11 protein-coding genes are annotated in these 16,847 nt (G+C 34.1%); 1 reads left to right on the plus strand and 10 read right to left on the minus strand.

What is annotated here, in order from left to right; genetic code table 11:
• The first annotated feature begins 56 nt into the window (after window positions 1-56).
• Entirely contained in the window at window positions 57-983 is a 927-nt protein-coding gene (lgt, locus tag BMX64_RS00165; protein ID WP_091164425.1) for a prolipoprotein diacylglyceryl transferase, read from the plus strand.
• A 56-nt stretch (window positions 984-1,039) separates the two neighbouring features.
• Here the strand turns inward: lgt and BMX64_RS00170 are convergent, their stop codons facing one another.
• The 10 genes from BMX64_RS00170 to BMX64_RS00215 form a co-directional block, all read right to left on the minus strand.
• On the minus strand, window positions 1,040-1,654 hold the full coding sequence (locus BMX64_RS00170; RefSeq protein WP_091164429.1) for an acyloxyacyl hydrolase: 615 nt from the start codon (window positions 1,652-1,654) through the stop codon (window positions 1,040-1,042).
• A 141-nt stretch (window positions 1,655-1,795) separates the two neighbouring features.
• Complete coding sequence (secDF, locus tag BMX64_RS00175; RefSeq protein WP_091164433.1) at window positions 1,796-4,768, minus strand: protein translocase subunit SecDF; 2,973 nt, start codon at window positions 4,766-4,768, stop codon at window positions 1,796-1,798.
• 226 nt (window positions 4,769-4,994) lie between these two features.
• On the minus strand, window positions 4,995-5,930 hold the full coding sequence (gene mdh, locus BMX64_RS00180; RefSeq protein WP_091164436.1) for a malate dehydrogenase: 936 nt from the start codon (window positions 5,928-5,930) through the stop codon (window positions 4,995-4,997).
• A gap of 86 nt (window positions 5,931-6,016) precedes the next feature.
• Window positions 6,017-7,960: a DNA topoisomerase (ATP-hydrolyzing) subunit B gene (gene gyrB, locus BMX64_RS00185; RefSeq protein ID WP_091164439.1), complete on the minus strand. Its 1,944-nt coding sequence runs from the start codon at window positions 7,958-7,960 to the stop codon at window positions 6,017-6,019.
• A 182-nt stretch (window positions 7,961-8,142) separates the two neighbouring features.
• Window positions 8,143-9,759: an asparagine synthase B gene (gene asnB / locus BMX64_RS00190; protein ID WP_091164442.1), complete on the minus strand. Its 1,617-nt coding sequence runs from the start codon at window positions 9,757-9,759 to the stop codon at window positions 8,143-8,145.
• Window positions 9,760-10,202: 443 nt separating this feature from the next.
• Entirely contained in the window at window positions 10,203-11,828 is a 1,626-nt protein-coding gene (locus BMX64_RS00195; RefSeq protein ID WP_091164446.1) for an amidohydrolase, read from the minus strand.
• A gap of 171 nt (window positions 11,829-11,999) precedes the next feature.
• The gene (asnB, locus tag BMX64_RS00200) at window positions 12,000-13,676 is read right to left on the minus strand and encodes an asparagine synthase B (RefSeq protein WP_091164450.1); all 1,677 of its coding nucleotides are present in this window, start codon (window positions 13,674-13,676) and stop codon (window positions 12,000-12,002) included.
• A 182-nt stretch (window positions 13,677-13,858) separates the two neighbouring features.
• Entirely contained in the window at window positions 13,859-14,287 is a 429-nt protein-coding gene (locus tag BMX64_RS00205; protein ID WP_091164453.1) for a hypothetical protein, read from the minus strand.
• Window positions 14,288-14,421: 134 nt separating this feature from the next.
• On the minus strand, window positions 14,422-14,871 hold the full coding sequence (locus BMX64_RS00210; RefSeq protein ID WP_091164456.1) for a hypothetical protein: 450 nt from the start codon (window positions 14,869-14,871) through the stop codon (window positions 14,422-14,424).
• 125 nt (window positions 14,872-14,996) lie between these two features.
• A complete protein-coding gene (locus BMX64_RS00215; RefSeq protein WP_167543004.1) occupies window positions 14,997-16,805 on the minus strand; it encodes a porin family protein in 1,809 nt (602 codons plus the stop codon).
• Window positions 16,806-16,847: the final 42 nt, after the last annotated feature.

Below are 16,847 nucleotides of genomic sequence, written 5' to 3' on the forward strand. Positions count from 1 at the left end.
GTATAAATGTACTTTAAAACTCTATTTTTACGACTAATAAACAAATTTAACACTAAATGACACACGCTTTAAACATCGTTTGGAATCCATCAGAAGGAATCGATTTAGGCTTTTTTATCATTAGATATTACAGCTTAATGTTTGTAATTGCTTTTGGATTAGGCTGGTACATCATGAAAAACATCTTCGAACGAGAAGGTGAATCGATAGAAAAATTGGATTCTTTGTTTATCTGGACTGTGTTAGCCACCTTAATTGGTGCGCGTTTGGGACACGTTTTCTTTTATGATTGGGAATATTACCGCAATCATTTATTGGAAATTATTTTACCGTTTAGATTCAGCCCAAGTTTTGAATTCACCGGATATCAAGGTTTAGCGAGTCATGGCGCTGCGATTTCTATAATAATTGCCATGTATTTTTACAGTAAAAACGTGTTGAAAAGACCACAATTGTGGATATTAGACCGCGTGGTAATTCCTGTAGCAAGCGGCGCTATTTTCGTGAGATTAGGCAACTTTTTCAACTCGGAAATTATTGGTCATGAAACAACTTCTCCTTTTGGAATAAAATTCATTAAAGATCATTTTAGTCCGATGGACGCAGTAAATGCTACTCAAATTCCAAATCCTAAAGATGCGTATACAGCCATTGCAACAGATCCTAAATTTGCGACTTTGTTAGAACAAGTTCCCGTGAGACATCCTACCCAATTATACGAAGCATTTTGTTATATTTTTGTTTTTGCCATCTTATTTTTCATGTATTGGAAAACAGAAAAAAGAAAATATACCGGATTTATTTTTGGAATGTTCCTAGTTCTTTTATTTACAGTACGTTTTATTGTAGAATCCGTTAAGGAAAGTCAAGGTGGTTTCGAAAGCGCTTTAGGTTTGTTTTCAACAGGTCAATGGCTAAGTATTCCGTTCATACTTATAGGACTGTATTTCATCTTTACGGCTCAAAAAGAACTTACGAATTAAATAATTATTCGTTTCAAAAAAAAGCGTTAGCTACATCAAAGTAGCTAACGCTTTTTTTATAGGGTAAATAAAAATCCAAAGTCAATATTTTTGGTATTGTAACCGGAATTAGTATTTTGCAATCCTGCATTTGAAACATGACGAATATTTGGTCTTACATCAAAAATTACTTTATTATATTTGAAAGTAAACCCTAAAGCTAAAACATCTGCGAAGGCAAAACCTTTGGACAAGCGCTCCGTTTCCGTATCTGTAATCATTGGTCCGACACTTCCTAAAACGTAAATGGATGCCGATTTAAATATTGGTTTCCTTACCATAAAGCCAATATTAAGAACGTATTCTTTCACACTCTTCAGCTTTGTATATTGTTCTCGTTTTGCAATATAATCCAGTTCACCAGGTTTAACAAAATACAAATTTAAGAGTTGGTGTGTAGCTAAATTAAGCTCTGGCTGCAGTACAAATTCGTATTTAAAGCTCTTTGTATCTTTTATTTTGTAATATAATTGCAACTTGAAATACTGGTTTGTATATGTATAATTTCTATTTTTAAATTCATTACCTAATCCGTAAGCAAAACCAAAATCAACTCTATTGTCATCATCTTGCGCGTAAAATGGAATTGAGCTACAAATAACAATTGCAATAAGAAATGCTTTCTTATACATAAAATTTAAATTTAAAACTCATCAACTCTTTATAACAAACAGTTAAATTACGAATTAAAAATTTCACTTTGGATTGCAGACAAAAAAAAGAGATTCAACTTTCATTGAATCTCTTTTTAAAATTTATATAAAAAGCTTTTTTTAGCTTTCTTGGTGTGCTTTTTCTACCTTGTTTTTATCTTCTTTAGAGATTGTATCCACAAGTACTGGAGTTGCAATAAACAATGAAGAATAAGTACCTACGATGATACCTACCAACATAGCGAATATAAATCCTCTGATTGATTCTCCACCAAAAACAAACATGATTAATAAAACCACAATCATCGTTAATGACGTATTGATAGTTCTTGACATGGTTGTATTAATAGATTGATTTACAATCTCAGCAAAAGTTCCTTTTGTTTTACCAGCTAAATATTCACGAACTCTGTCAAATACAATAACAGTATCGTTCATAGAATACCCAATAACGGTTAGAATCGCAGCGATAAAATGCTGATCTATTTCCATTCCAAAAGGCATAAATTTATAACACAATGAGTAAATTCCTAATACAAAAATAACGTCGTGTGCAATAGCTGCAATAGCTCCTAAACTGTATTGCCATTTTCTATAACTGATCATCAAGTATAAAAATACGATAGCCATCGCTCCAAGAACAGCCCAATACGCATTAGTTTTAATATCTTCTGCTACAGTTGGACCAACTTTAGAGGCTTGTAAAACACCTAATTTTTTACCATCATAAGAATTTACAAATTTATCATACGTCATATCTGCTGAAAAATGTTGTTTTAAAGTAGCAAACAACAATTTATTCACTTCTTCATCTGCTTTAATTCCTGGCTCTTGAACTTTGAATTTTGTTGTAATTTTTAATTGGTTATCGCTACCAAAAACTTTCACTTCAGCACTACCATCAAAAACTTTAGCTAATTCTGCTTTTACAGCTTCTGTTTCAATTGGTTTTTCAAAACGTACTTGGAATGTTCTTCCTCCTACAAAATCAACTCCTTCATCAAGTCCGTTTGTTGCTAAAGAGATAACACTTATAACAACTACTATACTTGAGAATAAATATGTCCATTTTTTCATTCCTAAGAAATCAAAATGAAAGTTATTAAACATATTCTTAGAGAAATTTGTAACAAACGTCAAATTATTCTTTTTGCTTATGTTCCAATCAATGAAAATTCTTGCAATAAAGATTGAAGTAAATAATGACGTTACAATACCAATCAATAATGTAGTAGCAAAACCTTTAATTGGTCCTGAACCAAAAATAAACAATACCGCTCCAGTTAAAATATGCGTTACGTTAGCATCAGTAATTGATGACATTGCACCTCTCCAACTGTACGAAGTTTTAATAGCTTCTTCCAGTGTTTTACCAGCACGTAATTCTTCTTTTGCTCTTTCGTAAATAATGATATTTGCATCAACTGCTGTTCCCATTGTTAAAACGATACCGGCAATACCTGGCAATGTAAGAACTGCTCCGATACTTGCTAAAATTCCGAACAAGAACAGTAAATTAACCGCTAGTGCAACATTCGCATACCAACCTGCTTTACCATAATAGATCATCATCCAAAGGGAAACTAAAAGCAATCCTATTAAAGCGGAGTTAGTACCATTATCAATTGCTTCTTGACCTAAGGATGGCCCAACTACTTCTGATTGAACAATATCTGCAGCTGCAGGAAGTTTACCCGCTCTTAAAACATTCGCTAAATCTTTAGTTTCTGTAACATCAAAAGCTCCCGAAATTTCAGATCTACCACCAGAAATTGGTCCGCTAGAAACTCCTGGCGCAGAATAAACCACATCATCAAGAACTATTGCAATATTACTTTTTTGAGTATATGCTCTACCTGTTAATTCTTCCCAAGCTTTTGCACCTTGACCGTTCATTTGCATAGAAACAGCTGGTTTACCTGATTGATCAAATGTATCGCTTGCATCCGTAACCACTCCACCACTCATTGAAGGCACATTGTCTCTGTTTCCTTTTAAAGCGTATAGCTCTACAGCATCAATATCTTTTGCTTTAGCATCTTTAATTATCATTGGTTTACCCCAAACAAACTTTGCATAACGTTGGTCACCTGCTAATAAAATTCTAATATCAGCTCTTTTCAAATATCCGTTTACAACAGCAGTATCTTTTGGAGAGAAAAGTCCCAAAACTGGACCTCCGCCTTGACCAATAATTTTATCAAATAAAGGATTTTCTCCTTTTTTAGTAGCAGTTGAATCTTTAGCATCCGTAAGTAAAGCACTCAAAGAATCTTTTACAACTGGTTTTACTTCAGTAATTTTGATTTCTGTTTTTTTCAATGACTCATTAGCAGCCATTAAAAAATTACCAATTTCTTCAATTTTGTACGTTTCCCAAAACTGCAATTGAGCTGTGCTTGACAATAATTTTTTAGCACGATCCACATCTTTTGCACCAGGAAGTTCAACAAGAATCTGACCTGAATTTCCTAATTTTTGAATATTAGGTTGCGTTACACCAAATTGATCGATACGTTTTCTTAATACTCCAAAAGCACTTTCTACAGACTCATCTACTTTTCTGGAGATAACCTTTTTTACTTGCGCATCCGTCATTTGAAAATCAACCCCACCTTCACCTTGCAAACTTCTGTTAGCGAAAATATCAGGAGAAGCTAATTTTACAGTTCCTTTTGAATTTGCTTCAAAAGCATCAAAAAACTTATCTAAATACGATTTATTCCCTTGTAAATCTGCAGAAGCATCAGCCAAAGACTTATTGAAAACTGGGTTTTTAGAATTATTAGATAATCCTTTTAAAATATCTTTTACAGATATTTGAAGTATAACATTGATACCACCTTCTAAGTCAAGACCTTTGTTGATTTGCTTATCACTTACTTCATTAAAAGTAAAATTGGTAAAACCAAGATTAAATACTTTCTCTTTACCGATTGAATCTAAATATTTTACTTCTTTTTCAGGATTTCCACCAGCAAAAGATTTGGCATCGCTTTTTACTTTACTTGCGACAAAAGTGAAAGAAAGTTGGTAAATACTTACCAATGCAAATAGAATTGCGAAAAATTTAATAAGTCCTTTATTCTGCATTATTACTAAAAATTAATTATTTTTTATTTATTTATTTTTGCTTTAAACCTTATATAATAACACTTTACATTCATTTTTAACATTAAAAAAGAATATTTCGAGCTACCTCATTTTTTTTAAACCGAGCAAATATATAATTAACGTTAAGATTAACCAATTTATTTATAGATTAATCTCAAGAAAAAGACTGCAATGATGCAGTCTTCTCTTTTTTATATGTAAATTTTTATACCAAAATCGATTTTAAAGCGTCATTCATTTGTCTGACAGCATCTGCACTTTTAGCAAACAATGCTTTTTCAGCATCATTTAGTTTAATGTCAAGAATTTCTTCCACTCCATTTTTACCAATAATACATGGAACACCAATACAGATATCATTTTGACCATATTCGCCTTCAACAAAAACAGAACATGCAATCATTTTCTTTTGGTCATTCAAAATACTGTCTACTAAGAAAGCAACGGAAGCTCCAGGAGCATACCACGCTGATGTTCCAAGAAGTCCTGTAAGTGTAGCTCCTCCAACCATTGTATCAGCAGCTACTTTTTGCAATTCTTCCTCTGATAGAAATTGAGAAACTGGAATTCCGTTATAAGAAGCCAATCTTGTCAAAGGAATCATAGTAGTATCACCATGTCCGCCAATAACCATCGCTGAAATATCATTTGCTGGCTTGTCTAAAGCCAAAGACAAATACGTTCTGAAACGAGAGCTGTCTAACGCTCCACCCATACCAATAATTCTATTTTTTGGCAATCCAGTAGATTTCAATGCCAAATATGTCATCGTATCCATAGGATTAGAAACTACCACGATAATAGTATCCGGTGAATGTTTCAATACATTTTCAGCAACCGTTTTCACAATTCCTGCATTAATCCCTATTAATTCTTCACGAGTCATTCCTGGCTTTCTTGGAATTCCTGATGTAATCACCACTACATCACTTCCTGCTGTTTTAGAATAATCATTGGTAACACCTGATACTTTGGTATTAAAACCTGTATTAGTAGCGCATTGCATGATATCTAATGCTTTACCTTCAGCAAAACCTTCTCTAATATCCAATAATACTACTTCACTGGCAATTCTTCTATAAGAAATCACATCCGCACATGTCGCTCCTACATTTCCTGCTCCTACAATGGTAACTTTCATATTTTAAAGTTTATTCGGTTAATTGTTAATTTGGTTACTTGTTATTGTGTTAATCTATTCGAATAAAAACGAACGATTACATTAAGTTACGCATCAATATTTGCGTAAACTGCATTTTTCTCAATAAATTCTCTTCTTGGCGGCACCTCATCACCCATTAACATAGAGAAAACTCTATCAGCTTCCGCCAAACTGTCAATAGTTACCTGACGCAACGTTCTGAAACTTGGATCCATTGTGGTTTCCCATAATTGCTCCGCATTCATCTCTCCAAGACCTTTATAACGCTGAATTCCTGCGCTTCCGCCCATTCTTTCATTCGCTTGATCACGTTGAACGTCATTCCAAGCGTATTCTTTCTTGTTTCCTTTTTTAACTAAATATAAAGGTGGTGCTGCAATATATACGTGACCTTCTTCGATTAATTCTTTCATAAAACGGAAGAAGAATGTTAAGATTAAAGTAGAAATATGACTACCATCGACATCGGCATCACACATAATAATTACTTTATGGTAGCGTAATTTTTCAATATTTAAGGCTTTACTATCTTCTGCAGTTCCAATTGTAACGCCAAGTGCAGTAAATATGTTTCGAATCTCTTCATTCTCAAAAACTTTGTGATGCATTGCTTTTTCTACGTTCAAAATCTTACCACGTAATGGCAAAATAGCTTGAAACGCACGATCACGACCTTGTTTTGCAGTTCCACCCGCCGAATCTCCCTCGACAAGATATACTTCACATTTAGCCGGATCTTGCTCTGAACAATCCGAAAGTTTTCCTGGCAATCCACCACCACCCATTACGGTTTTGCGCTGTACCATTTCACGTGCTTTTTTGGCTGCGTGACGTGCTTGAGCTGCTAGAATTACTTTTTGAACAATGATACGGGCATCATTTGGATTTTCTTCCAAATAATTTTCAATCATTTCACTCACCGCTTGACTTACCGGAGAAACAACTTCTCTGTTACCAAGTTTCGTTTTCGTTTGTCCTTCAAATTGTGGTTCCTGAACTTTCACCGAAATAATAGCGGTCAATCCTTCACGGAAATCGTCTCCTGAAATGTCAAATTTCAGTTTATCCAACATACCAGAAGCATCTGCATATTTCTTTAACGATCTTGTAAGACCAGTTCTGAACCCTTGCAAGTGCGTTCCTCCTTCGTGTGTATTGATATTGTTTACGTAAGAAAAAATATTTTCCGTGTAACTTGTGTTATAAATTAACGCAACCTCAACCGGAATTTCTCCTTTTTCATGATCCATAGAAATTACGTGTGCAATAATTGGCTCACGGTTTCCATCTAAGTAACGGATGTATTCTTTTAAACCTTCATCAGAATGAAATACTTCCGAAACAAAATTCCCGTCTTTATCCTTTTCTCTTTTATCTGTAAAAGTGATTGTGATTCCTTTATTCAAAAAAGACAATTCACGCATACGAGCGGATAAAGTATCATAAGAATACTCTATTGTTTGTGTAAATATGCTTGGATCCGGGTAAAAAGTAACGATTGTTCCTCTTTTTGTCGTTTCACCAATTTGTTTTACTGGATATAATGCTTTTCCTTTTTCGTATTCTTGTTCGTACACTTTTCCGTCGCTACTGTGAACAGTTGCGCGCAAATGGTTTGACAATGCATTTACAACAGAAACCCCAACACCGTGAAGTCCTCCAGAAACTTTATAGGAATCTTTATCGAACTTTCCTCCGGCACCAATTTTGGTCATTACAACCTCCAATGCTGAAACACCTTCTTTTTTATGAATACCTACCGGAATACCACGCCCATTATCCTCAACCGAAACGGATCCATCTTCATTAATATCAACTATTATGGTATCGCAATGACCTCCCATTGCCTCATCGATAGAGTTATCTACAACCTCATACACTAAATGATGTAGTCCTCGAACACCCACATCTCCAATATACATCGAAGGACGCATTCTTACGTGCTCCATTCCTTCTAATGCCTGAATACTATCTGCTGAATAACTGTCCTTCTTGATTTCTTCGCTCATATATATTTTATTGTAAAAAATGTAATTTTTGTATAACACGCAAATATATAAAAACGCAAATTAGATAACCGTTAAAATCCCTTTTTAAGCCCTTAAGTTATTAACATTTGTTCATATAATTACAAAAAAAACGCTCTCAAAATTGAGAGCGTTCTTCATTTATAAAAATTCAAATTTTTGTTTCAAACCACAACTCCTGTTTTAGCAATTCCAGTATCTGCCCGAACGTGAGCTGCATTGGCTCTTCCGCTTGGATCTAGGTTTTCTTGCCATTTTGGAATCCATTTCCTAACTGTTTGCGCGGCACTTATTTGCGGATAATATTTATTAAATATCGACCTGTAAAAATAAGCTTCTTTAGTGGCTGGCGAATTATATGGAAATTCCTTTGAAGCTCCTGCTAACTGCTCATCCGTAACTTGCGTTGCACAATATTGAATCAATTGATCAATCCAATTGTATCCTACCCCATCTGAAAATTGTTCTTTTTGTCTCCACAAAACTTCTTCTGGAAGATATGGATTGTGCGGAGTATCAAATGCTTTTCTTAATATATATTTTTCTTTTCCATCGTACGTTTTCGGCATCTTTTCTTCTGCTTTGATACGAATGGCCAAATCTAAGAACGCTTTATCTAAAAAAGGAACTCTAGTCTCTAAACCATGAGCCATCGTTGATTTATCTGCTCTTAACAAATCGGCAGTGAATAATTTCTGTACTCTTTCGATGGTTTCCTTTTGGAAATCCTCTGCCGAAGGCGCATTTCTAAAATACAAATATCCACCAAAAATTTCATCAGCTCCTTCACCTGAAAGCACCACTTTTACACCCAAATCCGTGATCGCTTTCGACAAGAAATACATTGGCGTACTTGCTCGTACCGAAGTCACGTCATACGTTTCTAAATGCCAAATTAGTTTCTCTAAAATTTCAATTCCTTCTTCGACAGTAAAGTGAATTTCATGATGCTCTGTTCCTAAATACTCAGCAACTTTTCTGGCTGCCGCAGCATCTGGCGCATCAGCATTTAAACCAATTGAAAATGATTGTAATTTTTTACCGCTTTCTGCCAATAAACGACAAGCAATTGCGGAAGTCAATGAAGAGTCTAATCCTCCAGAAAGTAACACACCAATAGGTACATCGCTCATTAATCGCTTACGAGTCGCTTCGGTCAACGTTTCTCTGATTAACTCCAAATTTAATTCTTGGTCGGCTTTTAAATAATCTTCATATTCCGGTTTGTAATATTTTACAAAACCTGTTTTTGCCGTATAATAATGTCCCGGAGGAAAAGTAGAAAATGTTTTACATTGATCTGCGATAGGTTTCATTTCAGAGGAGAAATAGATTCTTCCTCTTTCATCCAAACCATAATATAGCGGTTTCACTCCCATTGGGTCTCTACCGGCAATAAAATCATCACCATCCACCGCCACAAAAGCCCAATCTCCGTCAAGCATATTGCAAAAATCATATCCAAACTCTTCATACAAATGCACAATAACTTCAGAATCTGATTTTGTTCTAAAAGTATGATTTTTTAAAACACCATCTCTTAATTCCTGATGATTGTATATTTCGCCATTATGAACCATGTAGGCCGTTTTCGTGCCTTGTATCGGTTGTTTTCCGGAATGTAAATCAATTATCGATAGCCTTTCATGACTTAAAATATGCCCTTTTTCAGTAACATGAATATCACTTTCATCCGGACCACGATGCGTCATTCTTTTTGAAAGTTCCCCAAACAACTGTTCATCTTTTCCTCTTCCGATAATGGCTAATATTCCGCACATAACTCTATATTTTTATTTTTTACCAATTCTAAGTCGACAAATATGCAATAGCAGTTACAAACACAAAACATAATTAGTGAATTTAGTTACTATTTAAAACAAAAAGATGCATTTTATCTTAAAAATGTAATTCAAATACCAATAAATTAAAATATTCTATTACAACTGTAAATTATCGCTACATTATAAAATAAACAGCATTAATTTTAAACATATAAGTCATATAAGTTTAAAAAAGTCAGTTTCTCAAATCGTGATTAAAAGGAAAAATAAGTTAAAAAAGTTCTTTGCAAGGCTATGTGACTTTACTTAAATGAACTTTTAGTTTTATTTGATTTTATTCAAATTAAAAACTTATATGACTCATATGTTTTAACAATGTATTATACAAAATGCTGTTATTTGAAGAATTAATCGTAAATTATAAAAGGCTGACAATTCAATTATTTTACTTTTTGACCCTTTAAATAGGTGTTGGTAGGTTTCATTTTCACTATTTTATTTTCTTCCACTTTCATCAAATCCTGGTCGTACATTACAAAATCAGCCCATTTCCCCACTTCCAAACTTCCTTTTTCTTTTTCTTCGAAATTAGAATAAGCAGCCCAAATGGTCATTCCTCTTAAAGTTTCGGCTCTGGTCAAAGCATTTTCCATTTGGAAACCACCTTTTGGATATTCCTTACTGTCTTTTCTCGCAACGGCAGCATGAAAAGTCAGCATGGGATTCACTTCCTCTACAGGAAAATCAGTTCCAAGAGCTACCATTCCTGCTTTTTGAAGCAATTTTTTATAAGCATAGGCATTTTTAAGCCTTTCTTTTCCTAATCTGTCTTCTGCCCAATACATATCAGACGTAGCGTGCGTAGGTTGAACCGAAGGAATAATTCCAAATTTAAAATAATCAAAATCTTGTTCACGCAAAACTTGTGCGTGCTCAATTTTCCATCTTCTATCTTTGGTTCCAGCCAAAACATCTCCGTAAATTTTCAAAATCACTGTATTTGCCGAATCACCAATAGCATGCGTATTCAACTGAAACTTTGAAGCCGCAATTTGTTTGGCTACATCTTTTAATCCAGAAATTGATGCCAACAAAGCGCCATATTGGCCTGGCTTGTCGGAATACGGTTTGTGCATGCAAGCACCGCGAGAACCCAAAGCGCCATCACCGTACATTTTAAAGGATCGAACATTTAGATTATCCGTTTTATAAATTCCTTTTTTTAGATATAAATCAATATTTTTCTGATTTGCCGTTATCATTGCATACACATTAAGCTTCATCACTTTTGCTTTTTGCAAACTATCCATCAAATGAATAATGTCCGGATCTAACCCTGCATCATTTACGGTTGTCAATCCATAATCAAACATTACTTTTTCAGCATCCAGCAAAGCAGCTATTTGTATTTTACGGGTTGGTTTTGGAATTATCTTAAACACTAATTCCATCGGATTATCCACTAAAATCCCAGTTGGTTCTCCGTTTGCAATTTCAATTTGACCACCAACAGCTTTTGTATCTTTTGTGATTCCTGCTAATTTCAATGCTTTACTATTCACGATTATTGCATGTCCGTCAACTCTATTCAATACAACAGGAATATCAGGAAATGCAGCGTCTAAATCAGCTTTTGTAGGATACTTTTTTACTTTCCAATCGTTTTGATCCCAACCATTACCCACAATAAACGTTGGATTTTTATCTTTTTGAAAAGCCTTTAAACGAGTAATTATTTCGTCCATACTTTTGGTGCCACGTAAATCCGCTTCCTGCAAGCTTAAACCATAGCTGTAAAAATGGCAATGCGCGTCAATTAAACCCGGGTATATAAATTTCCCTTCCCCGTCTATTGTATTCTTGGATTCATATTGTTTGGAAATTTCACTATTTGTGCCAATGGCGATAATTTTCCCCTTATCAATTGCCATAGCCGAAGCCTCCGCAAAAGAGTTATTGACCGAGTAAATAGTTGCATCTGTAATAATAGTATCAACGGAAATCTTATTTTTTTGATCACAGGAAATCAATAAAAATAAAGCAAGTAATGATGTAATAAATCTCATAGTAAACAATTTAGTTATGCTAATATAAAAAAACTCCGTCAAATTATTTTAGACAATGCGTAATAATAACGTTTTTTCAAATTGTATCCTTCTCTACAAATATATTTCTCATAAAAAAGCGCTCTCGAAAAGGAGAGCGTTTGTCTATTTATAAAATCCTAATAAAATTGTTTATGCTTTTACATAAGCATCATCATGTACACTTGCCACCGCTCTTCCGGACGGATCATTCATGTTTTTGAATGCTTCATCCCATTCTAATGCAATTTTTGTACTACACGCAACGCTTGCTTCTTGCGGAACACACAAAGCAGCTGCATCACTTGGAAAATGCTCATGAAAAATAGAACGATAGTAATATTCCTCTTTTGAAGTTGGAGTTTGTAAAGGGAACTTGTATTTAGCATTTGCTAATTGTTCATCCGAAATTTCAACCGCTACCACTTCTTTCAAAGTATCAATCCAACCGTATCCTACACCATCACTAAACTGTTCTTTTTGTCTCCAAGCAACACTTGGCGGTAGCATTTCTTCAAAAGCTTTACGAACTACCCATTTTTCCATAGGATGTTCCTTGTTGATCATTTTATCTTGTGGATTAACTCTCATTGCCACATCCATAAATTCTTTATCTAAAAATGGCACACGTCCTTCAATTCCCCATGCTGCTAAACTTTTGTTAGCACGCAAACAATCATACATGTGCAATTTACCTAATTTACGTACGTTTTCCTCGTGGAATTCTCTTGCGTTTGGCGCTTTATGGAAATACAAATATCCTCCAAAAAGTTCATCTGCTCCTTCACCTGACAATACCATTTTGATCCCCATTGATTTAATAACTCTCGCCATCAACCACATTGGTGTTGATGCTCTAATCGTAGTCACATCGTACGTTTCTAAGTTGTAAATTACATCTTTAACTGCATCCAAACCTTCTTGAATGGTGAATTTTATTTCGTGGTGAATCGTTCCAATATGATCCGCCACTACTTGTGCAGCCGCTAAATCAGGAGAACCTTCTAATCCTACCGAGAAAGAGTGCAATTGTGGGTACCAAGCATCAGCAACATCACCAGATTCAATACGTTTTTGCGCATATTTTTTGGCTACAGCCGAAGTAATAGAAGAATCTAAACCTCCGGAAAGCAAAACACCATAAGGCACATCACTCATCAATTGTCTGTGAACCGCTGCTTCTAGAGCGACTTTAATTTCGTCAATGCTGGTTACGTTGTCTTTTACGGCATCGTAATCAACCCATTCTCTTTTATACCATTGTACAAATTCGCCATCTTTGCTGGTCATATAATGTCCCGGAGGAAACAATTGGATTTTTGTACAATAGCCTTCTAATGCTTTCAATTCCGAAGCCACATAAAAAGTTCCGTGTTCATCCCAACCAATGTATAATGGAATAATCCCCATGTGATCTCGAGCAATAAAATACTCGTCTTTTTCTACATCATAAATGGCAAATCCAAAAATTCCGTTCATTTCATCTATAAAATGAGGTCCTTTTTCCTTGTACAGTGCCAAAATAACTTCACAGTCACTTTCGGTTTGAAAGTTATATTTACCTTTAAATTGTTTGCGCAATTCTCTGTGGTTATAAATTTCACCATTTGCTGCTAAAATAAGTTGTTTGTCTTCACTGAACAACGGTTGTTTCCCTGAAGCCGGGTCAACAATTGCCAAACGTTCATGAGACATTATCGCTTTTTCATTGCTAAATATTCCACTCCAGTCCGGTCCACGGTGACGGATAATTTTAGACATTTCTAATACTTGTGGTCTTAAAACTTCCGCTTTTTGTTTTAGGTCAAAGGCACATACTATTCCACACATAACTATATATTTTTAATGTTTTGTTTATTTTGATAAGGCAAAGATGGAGTTATAGTTCTAATTGAAAAACACAAACACTATTTTTGGTTATAAATTACAACCAAAAAATAGTATTTGTGTTTAAAATGTAATTAAAAAAGAATAAAAAAGCAATCGAAGTTGAGAATTGTAAAAACTAAAATTTATGAGAACCCATATGCATTGCGTTTTTCTATGGATGTTAGACCTTTTAGATATTCTAAACTTTCACTTTTTATATCCATTTTTAGAAATTTAGAACAACTAATTTCGTAATAATCTTTGAACGTTACATCTTTTGGCGATAAAGCAATACTGAGACTATCAATTAATTGGTAGTCAATGTCAAAATGATTATGGTAAAATTCAATATTCCGATCGATGTTGAATTTCATAATTTGAATTATTTCGGGTTCAAATTTTTTAAAAAGATTACTTAATTCTTCAACCCCTAAATTAAAATTCGAAAAAAATTCTACGTATAAAATATTATGATTATCAGCATAAGGGTCAAATTTCTCAATTCTAAAATCTTTCCCGTAACGTTCAATAATAGTAAAAAAACCTTTTTTTGTATTAATTGTATTTTTCATGATGCGCTTTTTTTACAAAATTAATCATAAAAATACACCACTATCCGTTTGCGATTTTTTAAAGTTACCAACAATAAAAAACACAATCTATCAACATTTTACAGAAAAAAAAATAGAAATTATTAAACCTTAAATTATTCAATGTTCTCTACCAAATACTTCGTACTATTTATCTCAAAAGTAAAACCTTCTTGATTTCCCATCAATTTATTTCCCAAAGGCGATTGTGGTGATAATGCGATAATATTGATTCCTTCGACATTGATTTTTGGAAGCGCCACACTCAGATACAAATAAATTCCGTTCGCTTTTACCAAGCTCCCAACAATAATAGTCTCAGCAATTGTAGTAGCGTCAATTTTATCCAAAACTGTTTTTTGATCCAATACTTCTCTCAATTTACGATTGAGTTTTTCCTGTTCAATGTGCATCATGGATAAAGCGGTTTCATGTTTGTCTCCGGCAGAACCTTTGGCATCGTTCTTAGAATCTTCGGTAAGCGCCACAATCATGTCTTTGAAAACATCGATTCGATCCTGAACTAATTGTAAATAATGGGTATGTATTTTTTGTTTGAAAGTCATAATTAGAATTACAAGCCTGACAGGGTTTTAAATCCTCTCAGGCTTTCAAATTTTTTTAATAAAAAAAAGCGAAGATTGTTTTCCGTTTCGGCTCCCTCTCCTTTGGGGAGGGCTGGGGTGGGGATTTAAAAACCAAATTTATAGTTTGCTCCTAAAATCACTTGAAAACCCTGAACTGGATAATTCAACCATTTTTGGTACGCATTATTAGTAATATTATTAGCTCTGACAAAAGCGGTCAATCGGTCGCTGTATTTGTAGCCTAAATTTGCATTAACATCAAAATAGGATTTCAAAGTGACAGGAGCAGCATTAGCCGAAAAATCCGTATTCATCTGAAAATCTTTTCGCTCACCTACGTAAAACACATTTGTACCAGCGAACCATTTTTCTGTAATATTAAAATCAAGATTTGAATTCAATTTAATTGTTGGTAAATTCCAAGCTTCTTGTTGAAAATCATTAGTAAAACTGCTGAAAGTTCCGTTGATTCCAAAAGTTACATCCTCAGAAAAATCAGCTTTAAGTTCTCCATAAAAACTCAATGTTTTCATATCGTCATAGACCACTTGTAAGGAATTTCCAAAAGCGTAATCATCATTAGTTGCATTTTCATTGTAATCATTGCTTCTAAACAAGGCTTTATTTCTTTCGTTTGCATACGAAGCTTTAACATTATAACTCACATTATTAGTCAATTTCCCTTTTAATCCGGCAAAAACATCATATTGCTTGTCTGTTGGTGCAATATTCAATGTTGGTGATAAAAACGGATTTTCATTCACAAAATCCATATAGGAGTTTTGTTCCAAATTCCCTTCGGCGCCAGCATAGAAAATCATCAAATCGCCAACCACTTTATACGAAGCATTGAATTGCGGATACACTAAAAATTTATTATTGCTGTTTACATTATCCAAGCTATAAAACAATCCAGCTCCGATATTTAACGTCCAATCATCTTCCTGCATTACAAAACTAGGAGCAATTCCAAAATTTGTAAAACCATATTTCACACGCTCAGTATTCGTATTTGAATAATTTTTCTTAAAACTACCACCCACATAATCGACAATTATATTTGTTTTTACAGCACTTTCCATTACATCAAATTCTACTGTTGGCTTTGCATAAAATCGATTTTCAGAAGATCCGGAAGCATCCGAAAAATGATTGTATTTAAGACTTGCTTTGTTTAAAATACTTTCGTTAAATGCTACATTTCCGCCTAATGATATCGTACCGTAAGTTTGCTGTGGATTAATTCCGTTAATTAAAGTCACTCTGTCTTGAGGCGTCAAAGTACTTCCAAAATTTTCTGGTAATCCGTACCAATTATAAATTTGGTTTTGATACCCTAAATCAAGATTCCAAGACACGTCTTTTTGATTGGAACCATACATCAAGTCCAGCGATGTATCGTAAAAACCATCTTCTAATGCTACATTTTGAATTCCGCCTTCAGACGAATGATGACGAAACATTCCACCAACATAATCTGTGTTATTAATATCATGATTTACAAATAACTCTCCAATAAAGGTTCCGTAATTACCAACACCAAAAGTGGCGTAATTTTTAAATAAATGTGCTTGTTTTTCTTTTTCTACACCTTCAGCTTTTCCTTTTGACGGTGTAAAAGTAGATGCTACAGGAAAAGAGAAAATCGTGTATTTTATGGTTTCTTTTTTAGCGTTTCCTTCTTCATCCAGTTCTGGAATTTCTTTTACTTTAAAAGCATCGGAAATTTTTGGCGTATAAGGTTTTACAACATTTACCGTTTCGGTTCCTATTTGCTCTTTCTTTTGTGCAAACGAAAATTGGAATACAAAGAAGAATAAAACCCCCAACCCAACTCTCCCCGAAAGGAAAGGAGCCGAAAACGTTGTTGCCCTATTTGTAAATGATTTTATGTTTAATTGTTTAAATGTCATGTTTTATTTTTTTACTTCTTATTTCTAATGCGCCTAATCTTA

Source organism: Flavobacterium sinopsychrotolerans, assembly GCF_900110375.1.
Classification (GTDB): Bacteria; Bacteroidota; Bacteroidia; order Flavobacteriales; family Flavobacteriaceae; genus Flavobacterium; species Flavobacterium sinopsychrotolerans.

Excerpts from the sequence above, each read along its gene's own strand:
- gyrB (WP_091164439.1), bottom strand. The coding sequence starts at position 7,960 with ATGAGCGAAGAAATCAAGAAGGACAGTTATTCAGCAGATAGTATTCAG.
- BMX64_RS00210 (WP_091164456.1), bottom strand. The coding sequence starts at position 14,871 with ATGACTTTCAAACAAAAAATACATACCCATTATTTACAATTAGTTCAG.
- mdh (WP_091164436.1), bottom strand. The coding sequence starts at position 5,930 with ATGAAAGTTACCATTGTAGGAGCAGGAAATGTAGGAGCGACATGTGCG.
- asnB (WP_091164442.1), bottom strand. The coding sequence starts at position 9,759 with ATGTGCGGAATATTAGCCATTATCGGAAGAGGAAAAGATGAACAGTTG.
- secDF (WP_091164433.1), bottom strand. The coding sequence starts at position 4,768 with ATGCAGAATAAAGGACTTATTAAATTTTTCGCAATTCTATTTGCATTG.
- BMX64_RS00205 (WP_091164453.1), bottom strand. The coding sequence starts at position 14,287 with ATGAAAAATACAATTAATACAAAAAAAGGTTTTTTTACTATTATTGAA.
- lgt (WP_091164425.1), top strand. The coding sequence starts at position 57 with ATGACACACGCTTTAAACATCGTTTGGAATCCATCAGAAGGAATCGAT.
- asnB (WP_091164450.1), bottom strand. The coding sequence starts at position 13,676 with ATGTGTGGAATAGTATGTGCCTTTGACCTAAAACAAAAAGCGGAAGTT.
- BMX64_RS00170 (WP_091164429.1), bottom strand. The coding sequence starts at position 1,654 with ATGTATAAGAAAGCATTTCTTATTGCAATTGTTATTTGTAGCTCAATT.
- BMX64_RS00195 (WP_091164446.1), bottom strand. The coding sequence starts at position 11,828 with ATGAGATTTATTACATCATTACTTGCTTTATTTTTATTGATTTCCTGT.
- BMX64_RS00215 (WP_167543004.1), bottom strand. The coding sequence starts at position 16,805 with ATGACATTTAAACAATTAAACATAAAATCATTTACAAATAGGGCAACA.